This window comes from Paenarthrobacter sp. NCHU4564, from assembly GCF_052156435.1.
Lineage (GTDB): Bacteria > Actinomycetota > Actinomycetes > Actinomycetales > Micrococcaceae > Arthrobacter.
Window position 1 is genome coordinate 68,616 of the sequence record NZ_JBQLIS010000013.1, and the last position, 21,725, is coordinate 90,340.

At 64.1% G+C, this 21,725-nt stretch carries 21 protein-coding genes and 1 tRNA gene; 10 read left to right on the plus strand and 12 right to left on the minus strand.

The features are described from left to right. Nucleotides 1-63: 63 nt before the first annotated feature. The 5 genes from disA to ACSVIE_RS14230 form a co-directional block, all read right to left on the minus strand. A complete protein-coding gene (gene disA / locus ACSVIE_RS14210; RefSeq protein ID WP_426005313.1) occupies nucleotides 64-1,140 on the minus strand; it encodes a DNA integrity scanning diadenylate cyclase DisA in 1,077 nt (358 codons plus the stop codon). A 220-nt stretch (nucleotides 1,141-1,360) separates the two neighbouring features. Continuing rightward, nucleotides 1,361-1,984, minus strand: a complete 624-nt coding sequence (locus ACSVIE_RS14215) for a Pr6Pr family membrane protein (RefSeq protein ID WP_442424243.1) — start codon at nucleotides 1,982-1,984, stop codon at nucleotides 1,361-1,363. A 54-nt stretch (nucleotides 1,985-2,038) separates the two neighbouring features. Beyond that, on the minus strand, nucleotides 2,039-3,412 hold the full coding sequence (gene radA, locus ACSVIE_RS14220) for a DNA repair protein RadA (RefSeq protein ID WP_442424244.1): 1,374 nt from the start codon (nucleotides 3,410-3,412) through the stop codon (nucleotides 2,039-2,041). A gap of 383 nt (nucleotides 3,413-3,795) precedes the next feature. Then, nucleotides 3,796-4,500, minus strand: coding sequence for a phosphatase PAP2 family protein (locus ACSVIE_RS14225; protein ID WP_442424245.1), 705 nt, complete (start codon nucleotides 4,498-4,500; stop codon nucleotides 3,796-3,798). Nucleotides 4,501-4,547: 47 nt separating this feature from the next. Further along, complete coding sequence (locus ACSVIE_RS14230; protein ID WP_426005321.1) at nucleotides 4,548-5,675, minus strand: FUSC family protein; 1,128 nt, start codon at nucleotides 5,673-5,675, stop codon at nucleotides 4,548-4,550. A 237-nt stretch (nucleotides 5,676-5,912) separates the two neighbouring features. On the opposite strand from ACSVIE_RS14230, the gene pstS reads away from it, so the two are divergent. The 4 genes from pstS (at nucleotide 5,913) to pstB (ending at nucleotide 10,050) form a co-directional block, all read left to right on the plus strand. Next, complete coding sequence (pstS, locus tag ACSVIE_RS14235; protein WP_442424246.1) at nucleotides 5,913-7,034, plus strand: phosphate ABC transporter substrate-binding protein PstS; 1,122 nt, start codon at nucleotides 5,913-5,915, stop codon at nucleotides 7,032-7,034. Between the two features lie 136 nt (nucleotides 7,035-7,170). Continuing rightward, on the plus strand, nucleotides 7,171-8,103 hold the full coding sequence (gene pstC, locus ACSVIE_RS14240; protein ID WP_426005325.1) for a phosphate ABC transporter permease subunit PstC: 933 nt from the start codon (nucleotides 7,171-7,173) through the stop codon (nucleotides 8,101-8,103). Beyond that, nucleotides 8,104-9,207 carry a phosphate ABC transporter permease PstA gene (gene pstA, locus ACSVIE_RS14245; protein WP_442424247.1) on the plus strand — a complete coding sequence of 368 codons (1,104 nt, stop codon included), beginning with the start codon at nucleotides 8,104-8,106 and terminating at the stop codon, nucleotides 9,205-9,207. Nucleotides 9,208-9,270: 63 nt separating this feature from the next. Then, complete coding sequence (gene pstB / locus ACSVIE_RS14250) at nucleotides 9,271-10,050, plus strand: phosphate ABC transporter ATP-binding protein PstB (protein ID WP_426005329.1); 780 nt, start codon at nucleotides 9,271-9,273, stop codon at nucleotides 10,048-10,050. 180 nt (nucleotides 10,051-10,230) lie between these two features. On the opposite strand, the gene ACSVIE_RS14255 is transcribed toward pstB, so the two are convergent. Continuing rightward, nucleotides 10,231-11,253, minus strand: coding sequence for an anion permease (locus ACSVIE_RS14255; RefSeq protein WP_442424248.1), 1,023 nt, complete (start codon nucleotides 11,251-11,253; stop codon nucleotides 10,231-10,233). Nucleotide 11,254: 1 nt separating this feature from the next. Continuing rightward, complete coding sequence (locus ACSVIE_RS14260; RefSeq protein ID WP_426005333.1) at nucleotides 11,255-11,872, minus strand: DUF47 domain-containing protein; 618 nt, start codon at nucleotides 11,870-11,872, stop codon at nucleotides 11,255-11,257. A 209-nt stretch (nucleotides 11,873-12,081) separates the two neighbouring features. Between ACSVIE_RS14260 and ACSVIE_RS14265 the strand changes: the two genes are divergently transcribed. After that, entirely contained in the window at nucleotides 12,082-12,807 is a 726-nt protein-coding gene (locus ACSVIE_RS14265) for a hypothetical protein (protein WP_442424249.1), read from the plus strand. Between the two features lie 179 nt (nucleotides 12,808-12,986). Here the strand turns inward: ACSVIE_RS14265 and ACSVIE_RS14270 are convergent, their stop codons facing one another. Beyond that, a complete protein-coding gene (locus tag ACSVIE_RS14270; protein ID WP_426005336.1) occupies nucleotides 12,987-13,646 on the minus strand; it encodes a hypothetical protein in 660 nt (219 codons plus the stop codon). A gap of 226 nt (nucleotides 13,647-13,872) precedes the next feature. On the opposite strand from ACSVIE_RS14270, the gene ACSVIE_RS14275 reads away from it, so the two are divergent. Both ACSVIE_RS14275 and arfA read left to right on the plus strand, forming a co-directional pair. Beyond that, a tRNA-Lys gene (locus ACSVIE_RS14275) sits at nucleotides 13,873-13,945 on the plus strand. Between the two features lie 383 nt (nucleotides 13,946-14,328). Beyond that, nucleotides 14,329-15,852 carry an arabinosylfuranosidase ArfA gene (gene arfA / locus ACSVIE_RS14280; protein WP_442424250.1) on the plus strand — a complete coding sequence of 508 codons (1,524 nt, stop codon included), beginning with the start codon at nucleotides 14,329-14,331 and terminating at the stop codon, nucleotides 15,850-15,852. Here arfA and ACSVIE_RS14285 read toward each other — a convergent pair. Then, complete coding sequence (locus ACSVIE_RS14285; RefSeq protein WP_442424251.1) at nucleotides 15,849-16,211, minus strand: hypothetical protein; 363 nt, start codon at nucleotides 16,209-16,211, stop codon at nucleotides 15,849-15,851. The two genes, arfA and ACSVIE_RS14285, sit on opposite strands and share 4 nt — an antisense overlap. Nucleotides 16,212-16,317: 106 nt before the next feature. Then, the gene (locus ACSVIE_RS14290; protein ID WP_426005350.1) at nucleotides 16,318-16,566 is read right to left on the minus strand and encodes a hypothetical protein; all 249 of its coding nucleotides are present in this window, start codon (nucleotides 16,564-16,566) and stop codon (nucleotides 16,318-16,320) included. 217 nt (nucleotides 16,567-16,783) lie between these two features. Between ACSVIE_RS14290 and ACSVIE_RS14295 the strand changes: the two genes are divergently transcribed. Beyond that, nucleotides 16,784-17,809, plus strand: coding sequence for a LacI family DNA-binding transcriptional regulator (locus ACSVIE_RS14295; protein ID WP_442424252.1), 1,026 nt, complete (start codon nucleotides 16,784-16,786; stop codon nucleotides 17,807-17,809). Next, nucleotides 17,806-18,909 (plus strand): D-TA family PLP-dependent enzyme, encoded by a 1,104-nt coding sequence (locus ACSVIE_RS14300; RefSeq protein WP_442424253.1) that lies wholly within the window; start codon nucleotides 17,806-17,808, stop codon nucleotides 18,907-18,909. Before ACSVIE_RS14295 ends, ACSVIE_RS14300 begins: the two co-directional genes overlap by 4 nt. A gap of 50 nt (nucleotides 18,910-18,959) precedes the next feature. Here ACSVIE_RS14300 and ACSVIE_RS14305 read toward each other — a convergent pair whose 3' ends face one another. After that, nucleotides 18,960-19,919, minus strand: a complete 960-nt coding sequence (locus ACSVIE_RS14305) for a 2-hydroxyacid dehydrogenase (protein WP_442424254.1) — start codon at nucleotides 19,917-19,919, stop codon at nucleotides 18,960-18,962. Next, nucleotides 19,916-21,115, minus strand: coding sequence for a pyridoxal phosphate-dependent aminotransferase (locus ACSVIE_RS14310; protein WP_442424255.1), 1,200 nt, complete (start codon nucleotides 21,113-21,115; stop codon nucleotides 19,916-19,918). The genes ACSVIE_RS14305 and ACSVIE_RS14310 overlap by 4 nt, the downstream gene beginning before the upstream one ends. 301 nt (nucleotides 21,116-21,416) lie before the next feature. Here ACSVIE_RS14310 and ACSVIE_RS14315 point away from each other — a divergent pair, with 301 nt between their 5' ends. Continuing rightward, entirely contained in the window at nucleotides 21,417-21,719 is a 303-nt protein-coding gene (locus tag ACSVIE_RS14315) for an urease subunit gamma (protein WP_426005358.1), read from the plus strand. Nucleotides 21,720-21,725 lie beyond the last annotated feature (6 nt).

The following is a 21,725-nucleotide window of genomic DNA, read 5'->3' on the forward strand; positions in this document are numbered from 1 at the left end:
GCTCGCGGATCGCTTGGGCTCGTGCCGGGTCGCTTCCGTGAAGGCACGACGGCGGATCCCGCCTTAAAGGAACCGGTCCAGAAGGCTGGCCTCAGCCATGCGGCTCAAACCTTCGCGGACTGTGCGGGCGCGCTGATCGCCGATTCCATCCACGGTCATGAGGTCGTCGATGGTAGCGGCCATCAGGTTCTGGAGGCCGCCGAAGTACTCCACCAAACGGTCTGCAACAGCCTTGGGCACGGATTTCAACCCGGACAGCAGTCGGTAGCCCTGCGGCTGGACCACGGCGTCGAGTTGTTCCACGCCGCCGGCGAAGCCGATGATGTGGGCGATCCGGCTCAGGTCGATCAGTTCCGTGGGGCCGAGGTTGAGAAGCGCCTGGACGGACTCCTCAATGTCCTCGGGGGTGGCGTTGGGGTCGGCGTAGTCGCGGATGATGATGTCGCTGCCGGGGCCCCGGCCCATGGTGAGCTCTTCCAGCTGCAGGGACAGCAAACGGCCGTCTTCGCCGAGTTCCAACACGTACTGGGCGATTTCCTCTGAAATGCGGCGGACCATTTCCTGGCGCTGCAGCGTGACGGCGACGTCGCGAACCGTGACCAGCGCCTCGATCTCCAATGCCGAGAGGGAGCTGGTGACCTGGTCAAGCCTGGCGCTGTAACGCTCCAGCGTGGCCAGGGCCTGGTTGGCGCGGGCCAGGACTTTCTCGGAGCCTTCCAGGACGTGGCGCAGGCCGTTGACGTACAGCGCGATGATCTGCATGGACTGGCTCACGGAGATCACCGGGACGCCGGTCTGGATGGCCACGCGTTCGGCCGTGCGGTGGCGGGTGCCCGACTCCTGGGTTTCGATACTTGCGTCCGGCACCAGTTGCACTGCAGCCCTGACAATGTTGCTGGCGTCCTTGTCGCAGATGATGGCGCCGTCCATCTTGGCCAGCTCCCGGAGCCGGGTGGGGGAAAACTCGATGCCGATGTCGAAGCCGCCGGAACAGATGGAATCGATGGTGCGGTCGTATCCGAGGACGATCAGGGCGCCGGTGCGGCCGCGGAGAATGCGTTCAAGGCCGTCACGGAGGGGAGTTCCGGGGGCGACCCTGGCCAGGGTCGCTTTGAGCGTTTCTTCCGGGCTCCGGGCCATACGGTCTTTCCCTTTCGAAGGTGCAAGCCACGGCTCACAGACAAGCTGGTTTTTCGCGTTCAGGGGCGCAGCAAAAATGCCCCAAAGGCGACTAGCACCATGATAGGGCTTCCCGGCGCCGTTAACCGCACCAGCAAGCCCCAAAGTGGACCATTTTGTTATCAGCGAGGTGCTCCCAAAAGTGGGTTTCGGGCGGCGCCCGGCAGAGCCGTTTGAGGGGTCAGTAGTCCACGTTGCGCTTCATTTTGTTGCCAAGCCAGAGCATGGCAAGGCTGACCACCAGGAAACCGATGGCAATCGCGATGGCGTAGAACACCACGCCACCCCACCCGCCGGCGCGGTCCGGGTTGATGAACCAGTACGGATACCAGTTCACGATCGACCCTCGGACCAGGCTGTAGGTCAGATAGGCGACGGGGTAGATCAACCAGTACCAGATATGCCGGAGCTGGAGCTTGGCCCGCGGCGGCTGGAAAAGCCAGTCCACCACCATGACTACGGGAATCAGGTAATGCACCACGAAGTTGACCCACGGGACCATGGAGCCGAGGTCTTCCCCCGCCAGCAGCGCGCCGAAGACAATGCCCACCACGGCCATGGCGATGGTTGCCGTTCCCCTGGTGACGTCGTCAGCCTCGCTGGGTCGCTTTCCTACCAGCACCCGATATCCGCTGACCAGCAGCACAACCGCCGCGAAGATGTTGGAGAGATTGGTGAAGTAGCTGAAGAAGTTGCCGGCGTCGTAGTTCAGGCTGATGTGGACCACCAGCTGGGTCGCCACAGCCACCAACGTCAGAATCCCAAAGAAAAAGCGTCCCCCGATAAGCACCGTCCGTTTGGTCATGCGTCCCATCCTTGCCGAACGCCCTTGCGGCAGCCCTGCGACACCCCGAAAGGGTTAAGTGATCAGCAGTTCCAGCGCCTCGGCCAGGTGGCCGACTTCCTTGACAGAGAAACCATCCGGAATGACGCCTGCGCCGGCCGGACTCGCTGGGACAATCGCGTGGGTGAAGCCCAGCCGGTGGGCCTCCTGGATGCGCTGGTTGATCCCCGGCACCGGCCGTACCTCTCCGGCCAGGCCCACCTCGCCGAATGCAATGAGCCGCTGGGGGAGTGCCTTCCGCGACTTCGCCGAAGCGACCGCCAGGGCCACGGCGAGGTCCGTAGCAGGTTCGCTGAGCTTGACGCCTCCCACGGTGGCTACATAGGAGTCGTCTTTATGGAGCATGCACCCGGCCCGCTGCTGCAGGACCGCCAGCAGCATGGCCACCCGGGAGCTTTCCAGTCCGCTGGTGGCACGCCGTGGCTGGGCATTGGCGCTTTCCGCCAGGAGTGACTGGACCTCGGCCAGCAGGGGGCGGCGACCCTCCATGGTGACAGTGATGCAGGTGCCGGACACCGGCTCCCGGGTCCGGGAAACGAACAGCCCGCTGGGGTCGGCCAGGCCTTCGATGCCGGCCTCGTTCAGGTCGAAACACCCGACGTCGTCCGTTGCTCCGTACCGGTTCTTGACGGCGCGGAGCAGCCTCAACCGGGAATGGCGTTCACCCTCGAACTGGCACACCACATCCACCAGGTGCTCCAGCAGGCGTGGGCCGGCAATGGTGCCGTCCTTGGTGACATGGCCTACCAGCAGGGTGGTCATGTTGCGGCGCTTGGCCGCGGCGATGATGGAAGCGGCAACCTCGCGCACCTGGGATACGCCGCCGGCACTGCCCTCCACTTCCGTGCTGCTCAGCGTCTGCATGGAATCAACAATCAGCAGCTTGGGTTCGAGCTTCTCCACCTGGCCCAGGGCCTGCCCAAGGTCCGTCTCTGCGGACAGGTAGAGGGTGTGCGCCACGGCATCGATCCGCTCCGCCCGGAGCTTGACCTGGGCAGCTGATTCCTCACCGGTGATGTACAGGACGTCCTGCCCCGTGCGGGCAAACTTGGCGGCGACGTCCAGCAGCAGGGTGGATTTCCCGACGCCGGGTTCCCCGGCAAGCAGGATCACGGCACCGGGAACCAGCCCTCCTCCCAGAACGCGGTCAAGCTCATCAACGCCCGTGGGCAGGAACGCTGCCGTGGTCCCGTCTACCTCCGCGATCCGGCGGGCAGGCTCCAGAACTGAAGCGGCCGCCGTCGTACGCGCAACAGTGGCGCCGTACTCTTCAACGGTTCCCCACGCCTGGCACTCACCGCACCGGCCCACCCACTTGATGGCGGTCCAGCCGCATTCGGAGCATTTGTAGGCAGGGGTCTTGGAAGCACGGGAGGTCTTTGAAGCCATGGATCCAAGGTTAGCCGCGAGGACTGACAGGATAGGTGCCAGGGGATCGGAAGCGGCAACGTGGCCTTGAAGCCGGCGGCGGCTGGGGGGAGAGTCTCGGTCTCAGAAGACTCTGTCGCCGCCGGCTTCGTCAAGGGCCGACCGCGCGGTGGCGGCCGGGGCATCGGCTCAAAGAGACCACCGATGCGGTTGTTGCGACTGTGGAAATCCGGCGATGCTTGGGGCTAACCGTTCTTCCAAGAAACAGTTAACCGCCCGGCGAAAATCAGTACACGAGTAGTTGGTACTCGATTAGTTCAGGCATTCCGGGGCGCCGGCACCCGTCCTGTACTCAGGTTGCCGGGGGCGGCTACTTGGTCAGTCGGCCGGAATAACGGCCTGGATCAAGCAGTTTCAAGGGCCCTGCCGTGCCGTGCAGCATCCACAAAAATGGCAATGCCCGTCACGCCCAGTGCCACACCCAAGGATGCCACCACGTCGGTGAGCCAGTGGTAGCCCAGATACATCCGGCTGAAGGCGACCACCAGGGACAACAAAGCGGCCGCGGCGAAGGCAAGGACCGCCGTCGTCCGTGTGCCCGAACGCGAGACCAGCAGGTAGGTGAGGACCAGGGCGAAGATGCAGACGCCCATGACGTGGCCGGAGGGGAAGGAGAGGGCATCGTCCGGGCCCATCAGGAAGTCCGAGGACGGCGGGCGGGAACGCCCCGCTTCGTGCTTGACGAGAGTGGTCAGCACCACGGACAACCCCATGGCACCTGCCAGGATGGCCGGGCGCCACACTTCTTTCTTCCACAGAGCCCAGCCGACGGCCACGGCAACGGTAAGTGCGGACAACCACGGCGGCGAGGTGATGGTGGACAGCAACGCGAACAGTGCCGTGGCCCAACCGGTGCGCGAGTCCACCACGAAGGTGTGCACCGAAACGTCGGCCGTGGCCAGGCCGGACTCAGACATGACGGCGGCAAACATCAGCCAGAACACCACATCTCCTGCCACCAGCAAACCACCTGCCCACAGGAACAGCGGTTGCTGGCGCAGCCTGAGGGCGGGTGCGGCGCGGAAACGCGTCGGGGCGGCGGGAGTCATCGCCCCATTTTCCCCCATGAAGCCGGGGCTTCCCTAAACGCAGAGCGCTAGAGCGGCGGCAGTACCGCCCGGGCTTCGTCCGGCTCCACGCCACTGGCCTCCAAAAGATCCACCATGAGCGGGCGGAACAGCATGACCACGGTTTCGCCCTCGAGTCTCTGGACATCCAGCATCTTGGGGTGCAGCCGGGACGCGATCACGGACAGATCGGTCCGGGCACGCCTCAGGTGCACCCGCCGCGCCCCTTCACTCTGCTCGGACAGGCCGATATTGAGTTCGTCCACGGCGGCGGCCGTTTCCTGGAGGACCTCGGCGATGCTGTCGATCGCCTCATCGGACAGGGCTGCGTGGTTGATGGCACTGGTCAATCGCCTGGCGAAGACCCGGCTGTTCCGGAGCGCCAGGTCGATGTACTCCAGCGAATGCTCAAGGCTGGCCAGCTCATCCCGGTGCCGTCGGTGCGCAGGAGCCAGCGTGGCCACCTCACCGGACGCCCGCAGCGTCTGCCGCATCCGGTCCACCAGCGGCTGGCAGTTACGGCCCCGGATCAGGGCATGCCAGGCGGCCGTGGAGTCGCTTTCGATCATCGCCTTGGCGCACTCGCGCAGCACTTCCGAGAGTTCATGCAGGATCTTCTGGACATCCTTGCGCGGCTCGCGGCGTGGATCCTTGGGCACCAGGATGGTCACCAGGAGCGCAAACACGCCCCCGATCACGGCATCCAGGCTGCGTGTGAACGGCCCGCCGGCCGGCGCCGGCAGCAGCACCACCAGCAGCGACTGAAGTCCCAGCTGGGTAGTGAAGATGGTGCCGCTGTCCAGGAACCTGGCCAGCAGGATGGAGAAAAGAAGTACGACGGCGGCCTGCCAGATTCCGGCGCCCAGCCAGTGGAGCAGCAGGTCGCCAACGACGATCCCCAGCGTGCAGCCAAGGCCGACTTCGATGACCCGCCGCAGGCGCGGGTCGCGGGAGAATCCAAGCGCAATCAGCGACGAGGTGGCTGCGAACAGGGGACCCTGGTGGCCCAGGACGTACTCCGCAAAGGCATAGGCGCCTACCGCGCATACTGTCATCTGGATCGCGGGGACCAGGGACGTGCGGCTGCGGACCAAGCCGGTGCGGAACCGTGCCCGCACGAATCTCTTGCTTGCGGAAAGTCCCTTCACGGCGGCCATGCCTTCCAGTCTATTTGCCGCAGCCCGCACCCGAACGGGACGCGGCGCCCCACTCAAGGTGGCGCGCGCCACATAACCCAATGGTCCGCCGTCGTTCACCTTCCGTTCACTTTCCACAACAGGTCCCGTTACCTGCGCTCTTTACCTTCAGTAAAGGAACGAAAAGGTCCTTAGCTCGCGCACGCCGAAATCTCCGTTCGGCCCGCATCGAAGAAACCCTGGAAGGGGCACATCCAAGTGAAGGCAACTCACTTCGGCCGCAACGCGGCACTCGCGGTCATCGCAGCCGGCGCTCTGGCGCTCACTGCCTGCGGTTCAGACAACGCAACCGGCACCTCGGCCGGCACCCAGTCTGCTGCATCCGGCGCCAACGTCACCGGGACCCTTACCGGCATCGGCGCTTCCTCCACCGGCGCAGCCATGGACGCCTGGAAGGCCGGCTTCTCCGCCGCAAACCAGGGCGCCACCGTTCAGTACTCCCCGGACGGCTCCGGCGCAGGCCGCAAGGCCATCATCGACGGCTCTGCCCAGTTCGCCGGTTCCGACGCCTACCTGAAGGACGAGGAACTGGAGAGCTCCAAGGCCAAGTGCGGCCCCGACGGCGCCATCAACATCCCGGTGTACATCTCCCCGATCGCTGTCGCCTTCAACGTCCCCGGCGTCACCGACCTGAAGCTCGACGCAGCAACGGTCGCCAAGATCTTCCGCGGCCAGATCACCAACTGGAACGATCCCGCGATCGCCGCCCTCAACGAAGGCGTTACCCTGCCTGACCTCAAGGTCACCCCCGTGAACCGCTCCGACGACTCGGGCACCACCACCAACTTCACCGACTACCTGGCAGCTGCTGCTCCCGAGGTCTGGACCGACAAGGCTGCAGGCGTGTGGCCCGCCAGCCTCCAGGGCGAGAACGCCAAGGGCACCTCCGGCGTCGTCAAGACCGTTACCGACACCCCCGGTGCCGTGACCTACGCTGACGACTCCGCTGTCTCCGGCAAGCTGGGCACCGCGTCCATCAAGGTCGGCGAGGAATTCGTCAAGATCTCCGCAGATGCTGCTGCCAAGGCTGTCGAAGCCGGCACTCCCGTCGAAGGCCGCGCAGCCAACGACGTAGCCATCAAGCTGGACCGCAAGACCACCGCTGCCGGTGCCTACCCGGTAGTCCTCGTCTCCTACCACGTTGTTTGCACGACGTACGAGACCAAGGAAGTTGCCGACCTGGTCAAGGCCTTCGAGTCCTACGTCGTCTCCGACGAGGGCCAGAAGACCGCTGCTGACGCCGCCAAGTCCGCACCGCTGTCCAAGGCGCTGCAGGACAAGGCCAAGGCTGCCATCGAGACCGTCAAGGCCAAGGCCTGAGGGTTCCCCGGTAGGTTCGCCTGAACCCGGCTGAACACTGAAGTTCCCTGTCCCGCGGAGTGGCTGAAGAAGCCGCTCCGCGGGCCGGGGAACTAGCCATGTATGACCAGTTCACTGAAACCTGAAGGATCGTGAAGTGACCACCAACTCCCTGACAACCTCCCAAGGCGCCGGACGCGCCGGGGACAAGGTTTTCTCCGGGGCCGCCCTGGCCGCAGGGTGCCTTATCCTCGCGGTCCTCTTCGGGGTTGCGTTGTTCCTCGTAGTCCAGGCGATCCCCGCGCTGACCGCCCCTGCGGCGGACATCCAGGGCGGCAACGGCTTCTTTGCCTACATCGCCCCGATCGTGGTCGGCACGCTGATCGCCGCCGTGATCGCCCTCATCATTGCCACGCCGGTGGCCATCGGCGTCGCCCTGTTCATCTCCCACTACGCACCCCGCCGCCTGGCATCCGGGCTCGGCTACGTGGTGGACCTCCTGGCCGCCATCCCTTCCGTGGTGTACGGCGCCTGGGGTGCTGCGTTCCTGGCCAAGGAAATCTCGCCCGCCTACGACTGGCTGGCCAACAACATGGGCTGGCTGCCGATCTTCCAGGGTCCGGCCTCCGCAACCGGCAAGACCATCCTCACCGCCGGCATCGTCCTCTCCGTCATGGTCCTTCCGATCATCACCTCCCTGTCCCGCGAAATCTTCCTGCAGACCCCCAAGCTGCACGAGGAAGCCGCGCTGGCCCTGGGAGCCACCCGCTGGGAAATGATCAAGATGGCCGTCCTGCCGTTCGGCCGCCCCGGCATCATCAGCGCCGTCATGCTTGGCCTGGGCCGTGCGCTCGGAGAGACCATGGCCGTTGCCCTGGTGCTGTCCTCCGGCGTCCTCACCGCCAGCCTGATCCAGTCCGGCAACCAGACCATTGCCGCCGAGATCGCCCTGAACTTCCCCGAAGCCAGCGGACTCAAGGTCAACACGTTGATCGCTGCGGGCCTGGTGCTGTTCGTCATCACGCTCGGCGTCAACATGATCGCCCGCTGGATCATTGCCCGGCACAAAGAATTCTCGGGAGCCAACTAAATGACCGCCACAGTAGTCCGTAAGCGCTCGGCGCTCACCAAGGGGCAGCTGCCCAGGTTCGCACCGTATGTCGTCCTTGCCGTTGCACTGATCGTCGGCGCGGCCATCCTTGCCCTCATCGGCTTCAATGCCTTCGGCTGGGGCATTGTTTCGGCCATCCTCTTCACCATCGGACTGGTTTCCTGGAGCGGCGCTGTTGAAGGGGCCCGCAAGGCCAAGGACAAGCTGGCCACCTGCCTCGTGGTCGGCGCCTTCCTGATTGCCCTGCTTCCGCTGATCTCCGTGATCTGGACCGTGCTGGTCAACGGCATCCCCGGCCTGGTCACGCCCGGTTTCCTCTCCACGTCCATGAACGGTGTCACCGGCGTCTACGACAACCGGGCAGCCGAAGAGGGCGCTCCCGTGCTGGGCGGTATCTACCACGCCCTGCTCGGCACCATCCAGATCACGCTGCTGGCCACTGTCATCTCCGTGCCGGTTGGCCTGCTCACCGCGATCTACCTGGTGGAGTACGGCAACGACCGCCCGTTGGCCCGGGCCATCACGTTCTTCGTGGACGTCATGACCGGTATCCCGTCCATCGTGGCCGGCCTTTTCGCTGCGGCTTTCTTCTTCGCACTCGTAGGCCCCGGCACCAAGACCGGTGCGGTGGCCGCCGTCGCGCTTTCCGTGCTGATGATCCCCGTGGTGGTCCGCTCCAGCGAGGAAATGCTCAAGATCGTCCCGAACGAACTCCGCGAAGCCTCGTACGCGCTCGGCGTGCGCAAGTGGCGCACCATCACCAAGGTGGTTATTCCGACGGCGATCTCCGGCATCGCATCCGGTGTCACCTTGGCCATTGCCCGGGTTATCGGCGAAACCGCCCCGATCCTCGTCACCGCAGGCTTCGCCACCACCATCAACAACAACGTGTTCGGCGGCTGGATGGCCTCCCTGCCCACGTTCATTTACACCCAGATCCTCAACCCGACGTCGCCGTCCAACCCTGGTCCGTCAGACCAGCGTGCCTGGGGTGCCGCCTTGGTGCTGATCATCCTGGTGATGCTCCTGAATCTCGGAGCACGCCTCATCGCCCGCATCTTCGCGCCCAAGACGGGCCGGTAACCGGGCGGGCAGCATTGCTGCCCACTACACACTTCCAAACCCCCCAAGGAAAAAAGGAACACCATGTCCAAGCGCATCGACGTCAAAGACTTGAATGTCTACTACGGCAACTTCCTGGCCGTACAGGACGTGAACATCAACATCGAAGCCAAGTCCGTCACCGCCTTCATCGGCCCGTCCGGTTGTGGCAAATCCACCTTCCTCCGCACGCTGAACCGCATGCACGAAGTCCTGCCCGGCGCCCGGGTTGAGGGTGAAGTCCTGCTCGACGGCGACAACCTGTACGGACCCGGCGTGGACCCCGTGACCGTCCGCACCCAGGTGGGCATGGTGTTCCAGCGCCCTAACCCGTTCCCCACCATGTCCATCCGCGACAACGTGCTGGCCGGGGTGAAGCTGAACAACAAGAGGATCTCCAAGGGTGCTGCTGACGCGCTCGTTGAGAAGTCCCTGGTAGGCGCCAACCTGTGGAACGAGGTCAAGGACCGCCTGGACAAGCCCGGCTCGGGTCTTTCCGGTGGCCAGCAGCAGCGTCTCTGCATTGCCCGCGCCATTGCCGTGGAGCCGCAGGTGATCCTCATGGACGAGCCATGCTCCGCCCTCGACCCCATTTCCACCTTGGCCGTTGAGGACCTCATCAACGAGCTCAAGGACCAGTACACCGTGGTGATCGTGACCCACAACATGCAGCAGGCTGCGCGTGTGTCGGACAAGACGGCGTTCTTCAACATCGCCGGCACCGGCAAGCCCGGCCGCCTGATTGAGTTCGCCGACACCACCACCATCTTCAACAACCCCTCCCAGAAGGCCACGGAAGACTACGTCTCCGGCCGCTTCGGATAAGGGGTGCAGGTTCCGGCTTCATGGGGGAGCCGGCAGTGACAACGACGGCGGCCGTCGCCTTGGGGGTACGGCCGCCGTCGTTTTGTCATACCGTCATACCCGCTCCCGCCACCCACTTTTTTACCCAACTGGGTCGCATTTGTGCGCGTTTTGAGCCCGCTAAACGTGCTTAACTGCGACCTAGTTGGGGAGGTCTGCGAGGGGAGAGAACGCGAGCTCCAGGATGAACGCGATGGCGGCCGTGACCAGGGGAGTCACGAGCCAGAAGAGCAGGATCCGGCGGACCACCCGGCGGTTCACGACGTGGAAGCGCTGGTTGGTTCCGGCGCCCAGCACGGACGCTGTCAGGGTGTGGGTGGTGGACAACGGGAAGTGCAGCCCGATCGCGCCGACAAAGAGCATCACGGACGTCAACGTCTGCGCGATGAAGCCCCTCTGGGGATCGACGCGGATGAGCTTGTGGCCCAGGGTGTGGGAAATCCTCCACCCGCCAAACAGGGTTCCCGCCGTGAGCATGATGGCCGTCAGGAGCAGGATCCAGAAGGGTACGTCGTCCCCGGAATCGAGGCCCGCGGCCACCAGTGCCAGCAACAGGACGGCGGTAGTACGTTGGCCATCCTGCAGTCCATGGCCGAACGCCACCGCCGCCGAAGACACTGCCTGCGCCCGGCGGAAGCGCCTGTTGATCACGCTGGGCTGGGCGTAGCGGGCCGCCCACGTCACGGGCCACACCAACAGGTAGGCAGCCACGAACGCCACCAGGGGCGAGACCAGCAGCGGCAGCACCACTTGCCCCACCAGTGCCGAGTCCACGCCGTCAATGAAGTTGCCGCCCACCGAGATACTGGCCAGGCCTGCACCCACCAAGCCACCCATAAGCGAGTTCGTAGAGGACAGGGGGATGCCCCGCCACCACGCATAAACACCCCACAGGATGGCTGCCGTCAAGGACGAGGCCAGCATGGTGAGCCCGCTGATCCCGGAGGGAAGGGAAATCCATGCCTGGGTGAACGCCAGAACGAAGCCGCCGCTCAGCATGGCGCCCACGAAGTTGAAGATCACGGCGAGCAACACCGCGATGGACGGCGTGAGCGCACGGGTCCTGGTGGACAGGGCCACCGCATTGGAGACGTCGCGGAATCCATTGAGGAACGCGAATCCTGCGGCCAAGCCCACCACCAGGAACAGGATTGCAGTGGTCACGTCATGATTCCTTGACGATGATGCTGCCTACCTGGGTGGCGATCTTGCGCATGTCCTTGGTGACTTCCACCAACTGGTTGGCAATGTCCCGGTGCCGTGAGTAGGGCGTCGGCTTCATGTCCCGCAGCATTTCCGCCACCCAGATCCGATGCGTCCGTTCGGCCCTTTTGGCTAGCCGCAGCACCTCGATCCAGTAATCTTCCAGCTCATCGAGGTCTTCCAGCTTCCGCATGGCGTTGACCGTGAGTTCCGCTTGGCGGCTGATAATTTCCAGCTGGTCAGCGGCGCGCTTGGGCAAGCGGTCCAGCTTGTACAGGGCAACGAGTTCCCCGGCGGCGTCCAGCTTCTCCATGGCCTCGTTCAGGTGCCGGGAGAGCGTGTACATGTCCTCGCGGGGGAGCGGGTTCACAAAGCTTGTGCGCATATGGGTCAGGAGCGCGAAATGCAGGTCGAGCGACTTGGATTCGTGTTCGTGGAGTTCTTCGCTGAGCCGATCGTGTTCGCTCGCGGGAGCGCCGAGAATCTCGGACAGGGTTCCGGTGGCAGCCACAATAACGCCTGCCATCTGCGCGAGCAGTGCAAGTCCTGCGGGCTCCTGGGGGAAAAGGCGCAGCTTCATAACGCTTCCGGTCGGGGGCGGTCGGGTGGGGCGGGCAGCTTGACTTGACGCTGACCGTTTCAGCCCCAACTTTACCGGCACCGGACTCAGGTCCGTGCTTCGCGATGGGCGCTGCCGGTCGGCAAGCGGGACACATCTCCCCATGGCCAAACCCAAGCAGGCGTGAAAGTCTAGGCGGGTTACCAATTAATCCACTCAATGGGGGAATTATGCCAGTCAATACTGCAGTGAAGATTACCGGGCTTGCGATCGCGGGGATGCTCGCCCTGAGCGGCTGCGGCAACGGAAGTTCAAGCACGACGGCGGAAGGTTCCCAGCCGCCGTCGTCGTCCTCCTCTTCGGCTTCTTCGCCGTCATCTTCACCGTCCACCGCTGCCTCGGCGGATGCCGGCACGTCGTCGGGTGCCTACAAGGCGGCTTCCTGGGCCCAGCCCATCTCGGAAGCAGGGGACAAGCTCGGAACCATCAACGGCGAAAGCTTCAGTGTGGACATCTACCAGGTGGCCACCGATGCGGCGTCCAAGGACAGCATGTTCGTGGACAAGGAGACCAAGGAAAACCTGCTCAAGAAGGGCGCGCCCATCGTCTACATCAACTACGTGGTCACCAACACGTCATCGGCGGAGATCCCTTTGGGGCACTCACTGGTTTCCCCGTCGGCCAAGTACACGGACTGGAAGTACCTGGGCGGTATGCCCTCCGACTCAAGCACTGACGGCTACAAGAAGCACGGACTGACTAACTCCGGCATGAAGCTCAAGGAGGAAGCTCCGTTCAAGTTGGGCCCGGGGGAGTCGTTCAACATCGCGGAGAACTTTGGGTACACGGCGGGAAAGGAAGCGGAAATTTCGGCAACCATGACGCCTGTTGATGCGTCCGGCGATCTGGACCATGACAAGAAGGAAAAGGCCGAAACCACGGTCACCCTGAAGTAGGGCATGAAAATGGTGCCGAACCGGATACGCCTCTCGGCGGTAGGCCGCTCGAAGCGGCTATAAGTTGAAGCCCGGGGGTTTCGCGGTTCGGCACCAGTTTTAGTTTTCTACGGGGCCGCTCCTAAGTCAACATTGACATCGGCGGCGAGCAGTAGGTACGGTCCGGCCTTGTTTTCGGCCTAGTCCAGTTCTCCCAGGCGCCATGCGTTGGCGGCGTGTTCGAGGTCTTCGGCCGTCTTCACCAGTTGGTGGGAGTTGCGCGTGAGCTTGCTGGCGTGGCCTTCGTTGCTGTGCTCTGCGCCGTCGGCGAGGGTCGCCTGGCCGAGTGCCACCACCCGGCAGAACGCAGCGGAACGTTCCAGGGCGACGTCGAAATCTCCATCGAAGGCTCCGGACAAAATGGCGTCCGCCATGGTCTTCATCTCTTCGGCTCCGGGAGGCTCGGCGGCGCCGGCAACCACATTGGATACCTGTGCTGTGTCGCGTCCGGCCCTGAAGTATACGGAGATGCGTTCGGGGTTCTGGATGGTGGCAGCCCGCAGTGCGTAGAGCCGCCACAGGGCACCCGGGAGTGAGCGGGCGGGACTTTCGGCCCACATTTCTGCAATTGCCTCAAGGCCTTGTTCGTCGGCCAGCTTCACCAGGCGCCGGGTAACCTTGGGGTCGTCACTGTCGCGGCCGCGCCTGACCAATGCCTGGGCGGCCAGATGCGCTGCTTCAGAGACCCGGGCAGGATCCGCTCCGCCAGCGAACGGTTCGAAATCGATGGGCGCAAAAGGCTTGGGTTTGTGGTGCCTGTTCGCTCCGCCGTACGCACGTGATCCTGACTGTTCGCTCATGAGTTCACCGTACTCCTGTGCTCTGGCGGGGTCGAGTAACGGTTGTTTGGGCTGGTTCTGACGTTTGGCTGTACCGCTGCCACTCACTTTGCGGCCGCCGGTGGGCCGACACGCCGCTGTGGCTGCGCGCCGTCGTCGTTCTCCGCTCAAAGTGGGTGGTGGCGGTACGGTTCTGTTGCAGCTCCGGCATTGGGGTACAGTATTCATGGCTGTTTCTACAGCTGGAGGGCCTTTAGCTCAGTTGGTAGAGCATCGGACTTTTAATCCGTGGGTCGTGGGTTCGATCCCCACAGGGCCCACCCTTCAAGGCAGGCCGGAGACCATGAGTCTCTGGCCTGTCTTTTTTCGTTCCCTGGTCATAGCTGATCCTTGCTCGAATTTCGGTTACGCTATTCGATGGATTAACTGTTTGGGGGATTGGTTGGGACGGTTTTTGATGTGGCGGTGCAGATTGCCTTCGACGACGGCGCTGCCGACGCCCTGATCAGCGCTGCCGATTCCGCTGACCACGCGCTGCGTTCCCGCTGAAACCAACGCCAGATCAACGCCTCGGCACATGCGGCATCCCAAGGAACCCGGGGTGCAGTAAGAAATCTCTTGACTCCTACCCCTCCGGCCCGTCAGCATGGTTTCTACAACGTTGTAAACCAGTAAAGCCCAGCCCACGCAGAGGACGCCCCGTTTGGAAACCCCAGAACACCCCACAGCCAAAATCACCATTGACCCCGCGTTTGCCGTGGGCCCTGTCCGGAGGAAGACGTTCGGAGCCTTCGTCGAGCACCTGGGCCGTTGCGTTTACACCGGCATCTTCGAACCGGACCACCCCAAGTCCGACGAAGACGGATTCCGAACCGACGTCCTCGAACTCACCAAGGAACTCGGCGTCTCAACGGTCCGGTACCCGGGCGGCAACTTTGTCTCCGGCTACCGCTGGGAGGACGGCGTTGGCCCCCAAGAACAGCGCCCTGCACGCCTGGACCTCGCGTGGCACTCCACGGACCCCAACCTGGTGGGCGTGGACGAGTTCGGTGCCTGGTCCAGGAAGGCCGGCGTGGAACCCATGATGGCCGTGAACCTCGGCACGCGGGGAACGCAGGAAGCCCTGGACATCCTGGAGTACTGCAACATCAAGGGCGGCACGGCCCTGTCTGAGCAGCGCAAGGCCAACGGCACGGTGGAACCGCACAACATCCGGATGTGGTGCCTGGGCAACGAGATGGATGGCTCGTGGCAGATCGGGCACAAGAAGGCGTCTGAGTACGCCCGGCTGGCGGCAGAAACTGCGCGTGCCATGCGCATGGTGGACCCGGGCCTTGAGCTTGTGGCCTGCGGTAGTTCGGCTCCTGCCATGCCCACTTTCGGCGAATGGGAGCGGGTGGTGCTCACGGAAAGCTATGACGTTGTTGACCTGATTTCAGCCCACCAGTACTTCGAGGACTTCGGCGACCTGCAGGAGCACCTGTCCGCCGGGCACCGGATGGAAGCCTTCATCAAGGACCTTGTGGCCCACATCGACCACGTGAAGTCCGCCCTGAAGTCCCAAAAGCAGGTCAACATCTCCTTTGACGAGTGGAACGTGTGGCACATGTCCCGCGACGAGTCCAAGGCGCCCACAGGTGATGATTGGCCCGTGGCGCCCGTGCTGTTGGAGGACCGCTACACCGTGGCCGACGCCGTGGTGGTGGGCGATCTCCTCATCACCCTGCTGCGGAACACGGACAGGGTCCACTCCGCGAGCCTGGCGCAGCTGGTCAACGTGATCGCCCCCATCATGACCGAGCCGGGTGGCCGCTCGTGGAAGCAAACCACCTTCCACCCGTTCGCGCTCACGTCCAGGCATGCCTCGGGAACGGTGCTGAATCTCGCGGTGGAATCGCCAACCCTGGATAGCGGCAAGACGTCCGGCTTCCCGGCGCTCTCCGCGGTGACCACTTATGATGCCGGGGCCAAGGAAGCTGTGGTTTTCGCCGTCAACCGTTCGGCGACCGAGGCACTCACCCTGGATGCCGCCGTCGGAAGCCTGGGCGCAACCAAGGTCATTGAGGCGGTGACCTACACCAACAAGGATCCGTACTGGCAGGCAACTGCTGATGATTCGACGTCGGTCCTGCCATCCGAGAACGTCAGTGTAAAGCTCGACGGCGGCCGCCTCACCGCCGGGCTTCCGGCGGTGTCCTGGACCATGGTCAGGTTGCAGCTGGCCTAGGCAATTGCTTGGGAACCGTCCTGGAAAACGGGAAACACCGAGAGCGGAGTGACCGTGGCCGGCTCCGGCTCCTTGATGGGGGCCGGAGCTTCGCCCTCCGCCGTGACAATCTCCAGTGACTCCATGTCCAGCAGGCGCCGGTTGCCGGTCTCATCCTGCAGCCAGAAGAGTTCCGTACCAGCAACGGTTTTGACCACCGTGCCCCGGTGGTAGAGGCGCCCGTTGTGCCAGGCTTCAATGAACTGGCCCTCCGCCAGCGGGTGCGTGTCTTCCGTGGTTCCCGGCAGGCTGCCGAACGCCTGGGCCAGGCTGGCCTGTGTCTTGAGTGCCAGGAATAGGTCCCTGTTTGCGATGCTCATGTCTGTCCCCTTCAGCTGGGCTGGCTCCGTTGAATCCAGCTTTCCGCACTCATGTTGCGGGGGCGTTGCAGAATGATGAGCGCTGTGTGACGGCGCCCGGGACCGGCTATGGGGCGGAGATGTTCTGCGGCCCGGAGGTGGGGTCGCCCTTGCGGAGTTCTTCCGCGTACGGTGCATGGGGTGCTGCGTCGTCGGTAAGCTCGTTGGCTGCCATGGCCAGGAGGTCGCGTTCGAGTTCGGGGACGGAGAACATGCCCTGGACGTACGCTTCGACCTCGCATTCGCCCATGGACCCGCCGATACTGAAGTAGTAAAGCCAGAGCGAATCGCTGCTGATATCCGCTGCTGTCAGCACTGCTTGGAGCCTTCTGCTTTGCTCAGGTTCATTCGGATAGAAGCTCATGATGGTCGGCTTGGTATAGGTGCCGTGGGCGGCCGATGTGCGTGTGTGATCGCTAGACTTCCGTGTAGTTCCCATCGTAGCTTCTCCCGTGCCGGGACCACCAGTAAAAAGGACCTCCGGCAAGGGACACCCGCCAGCCGGCTGCCCGGCGATCCAAAGGAGTACAGGCATGGCCGTCACCATGAACGACGTTGCGCGCGCTGCAGGCGTTTCCCTCAAGACGGTCTCCAATGTGATCAACAATTACGAGTTCATCCGCCCGGAAACCAAGCAGCGCGTCCTTGATGCCATCGACCAGCTCGGTTATGAGACCAACCTGACGGCCCGCAGCCTCCGTTCGGGGAAGACCAACATGATCGGATTGGTCCTCGCGGACCTGAACGTCCCGTACTACGCCGAGCTCGCGTCGGACATCATGAAGGCGGCCTGGGCCAAGGGCTACCGGGTGCTGGTGGAGCAGTCCGGCAACCAGGCGGACCATGAACGGGCAGCGCTCCAGGGCCAGTTCCGGAGCCTCACGGACGGGCTGCTGTTCATTCCCTTGGGACTTGATGCGGACCAGATCATCCAGGCGGCAGGGCAGAAACCCTTGGTCCTCCTCGGTGAGTATGTTCAGGATCCGCGTCTGGACATGGTCCTCATCCAGAACCACGAGGCCGCCTCGGCGGTGACCACTCACCTGCTGGCGGGCGGCCGCCGTCGTATAGCCGTCCTTGGCGCGAACGACGGCGACACGAGCGGCAGTGGCGGCCTCCGCCTTCAGGGATACCGGGCTGCGCTCGCTGCCGCGGGTGTCGAGTACAACCCTGAGCTGGTGATTCCTTGTGGGTGGCGGCGTGACGGCGGCGCGGACGCCGTTGCACGGTTGCTGGAGAGCGGGACGGAGTTCGATGCCGTGTTCGGTTTGAATGACGCAGTGGCCCTCGGTGCCCTGCACGAACTTTTGGTGCGCGGCAAAAAGGTTCCGGAAGACATTGCCGTGGCCGGTTTCGACGACATCGATGAGGCCCGCTTCGCCTCTCCTTCCCTGACCACGGTTGCGCCGGGCCGTACGGAAATCGCGGAGCGCGCCGTCGAACTCCTCATCAAAAGGATCGAGCGCAAGGGCAACGCCGTGAACGTGGAGCAGCCGGAGGCGGCGTTCTCGTTGCGGGTGCGGCAGTCGGCGCCGGGGGACGTTACTGTCGAAGGATGACCCAGGTAATTCCCGCAGAAATTGTCACGCCCGCCATCATGATCGACGTCGACGTCCTGGACCGGAATATCCATCGCATGGCCGCGGCGATGAAGAACAGGGGCATCGGGCTCCGCCCGCACGTGAAGACGCACAAGACGCTGGAAATCGCGGCCAGGCAGCTCGCGGCCGGGGCTGTGGGCATTACCGTGGCCACGATCGGCGAGGCTGAGGTATTTGCCGACGGCGGTGTGACGGACATCTTCATTGCCTATCCGTTGTGGGTGGAAGAACACCACGCTGAACGGCTGCGCCGGTTGGCCGGGGCCTGCACCCTGGCGCTGGGCGTCGATTCGGTGGAAGGTGCGACGGCGATGGGCCGCCGCCTCGGGGAAAGCGCTGGTGCCGTTGGGGTGCTGGTGGAGATTGACAGCGGGCACCATCGCAGTGGCGTCCTTCCGGAGGAAGCGGTGGAGGTGGCACGGGCAGCAGCTGATGCAGGCCTTGATGTTGCGGGCGTTTTCACGTTCCCCGGCCACAGTTACAAGCCGGGCATGCCCACGGGCGCTGCCAACAACGAGAACCAGGCACTGGGGGAAGCAGCCGCGGCTTTGACCCGTGCCGGTTTCACAGTACGGACCATCAGCGGCGGGTCAACTCCCACGGCCTTGATCGGGAATGAAACTGCGGCCACGGAGCTGCGTCCGGGCGTCTACGTTTTGGGGGATGCCCAGCAGCTTGAGCTTGAGCGTTGCTCGTGGGACGACATCGCACTGACGGTGGCCGCCACGGTAGTAAGCCGACACGAGGCGGGCGGCGGAAATGTGCGCCGGATCGTCGTGGATGCCGGAAGCAAGGTCCTGGGCAGCGACAGGCCGGATTGGGCTTCCGGATATGGGCGGCTTCCCGGGTTCCGCGACGCCCGGATCACGGCCTTGTCAGAGCACCATGCCACTATCGTGTGGCCTGACGATGCCGGCCTGCCGCGTCTGGGCGAACGGTTGAGGGTCATCCCGAACCACGTGTGCCTGGCCATGAACCTGGTGGACCACGTCACGGCGGTCCGGGATGGTGCGGTGGTGGACACCTGGAAAGTCGCAGCCCGGGGGAAGAACAACTAGCAAGGAAAAGCGGCGGTCGGGGAGTGCCCCGACCGCCGCTTTGTTGTTTGTCAGTTGATGGGTGTTGGTGGTTGTTCGCCGCCGAGCACGGCGAGGGTGTTGGTGGCTGCGAGGACGGCCATGGCGGTGCGGGTTTCCACCGTGGCGGATCCGAGGTGCGGGACGAGGGTGACGTTGTCGAGTTCGAGGAGCCAGGGGTGGACCTTGGGTTCGTTTTCGAAGACGTCCAGGCCTGCGCCGGCGATCTGGTTTTCGCGCAGTGCGGTGGCGAGGGCTGCTTCGTCGATAATGGGTCCGCGTGCGGTGTTGACCAGGTACGCGGTGTCCTTCATGGCTGCGAGTTGCTCGGGTCCGATGAGGTGGTGGGTGTTCGGTCCGTACGGGCAGTGCAGGGAGACGACGTCGGAGATGGCCAGCAGTTCGTCCAGTTCCACGCGTCGGGCGCCGAGTTCAGCGGGGATGGCGGGGTCGATTTCGCTGCGTGACTGGTAGACGATCTCCATGCCGAAGGCTTTGGCGCGGCGTGCGGTGGCCTGGCCGATGCCGCCCATGCCCACGATACCCAGGGTTTTGCCTTGCAGGCTGGAGCCGAGCAGGAAGAACATTCCCCATTTCCACGGCTGGCCGGCGCGGATGAGCCGTTCACCTTCGCCGAGGCGGCGGGTGGCCATGAGGATCAGTCCGAAGGCGATGTCCGCGGTGGCCTCGGTGAGCACACCGGGGGTGTTGGTGGCGGTGATTCCGCGCTCGGTGCAGGCCGGAACGTCGATGTTGTCATAGCCCACGGCAACGTTGGAGACAACTTTTAGTTGCGGCCCGGCAGCGTCAAGCAGTTCGGCGTCGACGCGTTCGGTGAGGAGGCTGACGATCGCGTCAGCCCCGGCGACGCGGCGGAGGAGTTCCTCGCGGCTGATGGACCCCTCACCTTCCCAAGCAAGGACGTCGTGGGAGGCGCGGAGGTTTTCGAGGGCGGCTTCGGGGATGCGCCCCGTGACGACGACGCGGCTCATGCGTTTGCGATCCATTCACGCAGGCGGCCGAGGCCCTCTTGGATGGCTGGTGTTTCGATGCCGGAGTAGGCCAGCCGGATGTACTGGCGGTCTTCGCCGGGCAGGCGGCGGCCGAAGTGCTCGCGGGTGCAGAAGGACACACCGGTCTTGTACAGGGCGTCGGAGGCGAAGTCGCCCACAGCGGTGTACCCGAGTTTCTGCATGGCTTCAGTGACGTCCGGGAACAGGTAGAACGTGGACTGCGGAACGGCGACGCTCATGCCGGGGATGGCGTTGACGATGTCGCAGGCGGCGTCGCGGCGGCCCTTGAGGATGTCAAGCATGTCCTGGACGGGTTCCTGCGGGCCGCGGAGGGCTTCGATGCCGGCCCATTGGACGTAGTGGGTGGTGCAGGATTCGTCGTTGGTGTTCAGGGTAGACAGGACCTGGGCGATCTCCTTGGGCGCGACGGCGCAGCCCAGGCGGGAACCGGTCATGGCGAATTTCTTGCTGAACGTGTACAGGATCACGGTGCGCTCGGCCATGCCCGGAATGGAGGTGATGGAGGAGGAAACACCTTCGTAGCGGGTCTCGAAGTACGCCTCGTCGGAGAGGACCCAGAGATCGTGTTCGATCGCGATCCGGGCGATTGCCTCACGCTCGGCGGCGGTGGACTCGGCCGAGATCGGGTTCTGCAGGTCGTTGTAGATGATCGCGGTGGTGTTCGGGGTGATCGAGGCCCGGACCTGGTCCAGGTCGATCGCGAAGCCCTTGTCCGTGGGCACGTAGCGGTAAGGCACGGCCGTGCCGCCAAGGTACTCGATCTGGGATTCGTAGATCGGGAAGCCGGGGTTCGGGTACAGCACTTCCTCGCCCGGGTTCATGACCGCCTGCAGGAACTTGGTGATCACGGGCTTGCCGCCGGTCATGACCACCACGTTCTCCGGGGTGAATTCGATTCCGCGGCGCGATCCGATGTCCTCGGCCAGCGCTTCACGCAGCTGCGGGATGCCCGGGCCGGGGCAGTACCCGGTGTAGCCATCGGCGATCGCCTTGTTCATGGCCTCGATGATGTGCGGTGCGGTGGGAATGTTGATGTCACCGAGGTGGAAGGGGTAGACCAGGTTGCCCTTCGCCTTCCAGGCGGCAGCGGCCTGCGCGACGCTGAAGGCAGTTTCAGTGCCAAGTCGTTCGAGCCGGTGTGCGAGTTTCTGCATATGCGGTATAACTCCTCGTCGAGCTGATCACGCCAGCAGCGTGAAGTACGCAACTAGTATATTAGTCATGTATTAGGCTGTCTACGGTTTCCATAACTTTTCGCGCGGCCCCCGCATCGCTGCCCCGCGCCGCTTTCGCGCGGCCTCCGCGCCGGCCCTGTAATGGCCGCTGCCCAGCCCCCTCGCCGCCATTGCACAGAGTTTTGACCCGCGGCTGAGACAGTTTGGAAACGTCGTCGAAACGTCCGCTCCCTACGCTGGCAGCAACCGTCCCCGGTGATCCCCAGGTTGTAGGAGAACCATGCACCTTTTGCCGCGTGAGCAGGAAAAACTCATGATCGTGGTGGCCGCCGACCTCGCCCGGCGCCGCCAGGCCCGCGGGCTCAAGCTCAATTACCCCGAAGCCGTCGCCGTCATCAGCTACGAGCTGATCGAGGGCGCCCGCGACGGGCGGACCGTAGCTGACCTCATGAGCTTCGGGACCACGGTGCTGGCCCGCGACGAGGTCATGGAAGGGGTTCCCGAGATGATCCACGACGTCCAGATCGAGGCCACCTTTCCGGATGGCACCAAGCTCGTCACCGTCCACAACCCCATCCGTTAGGAGCAG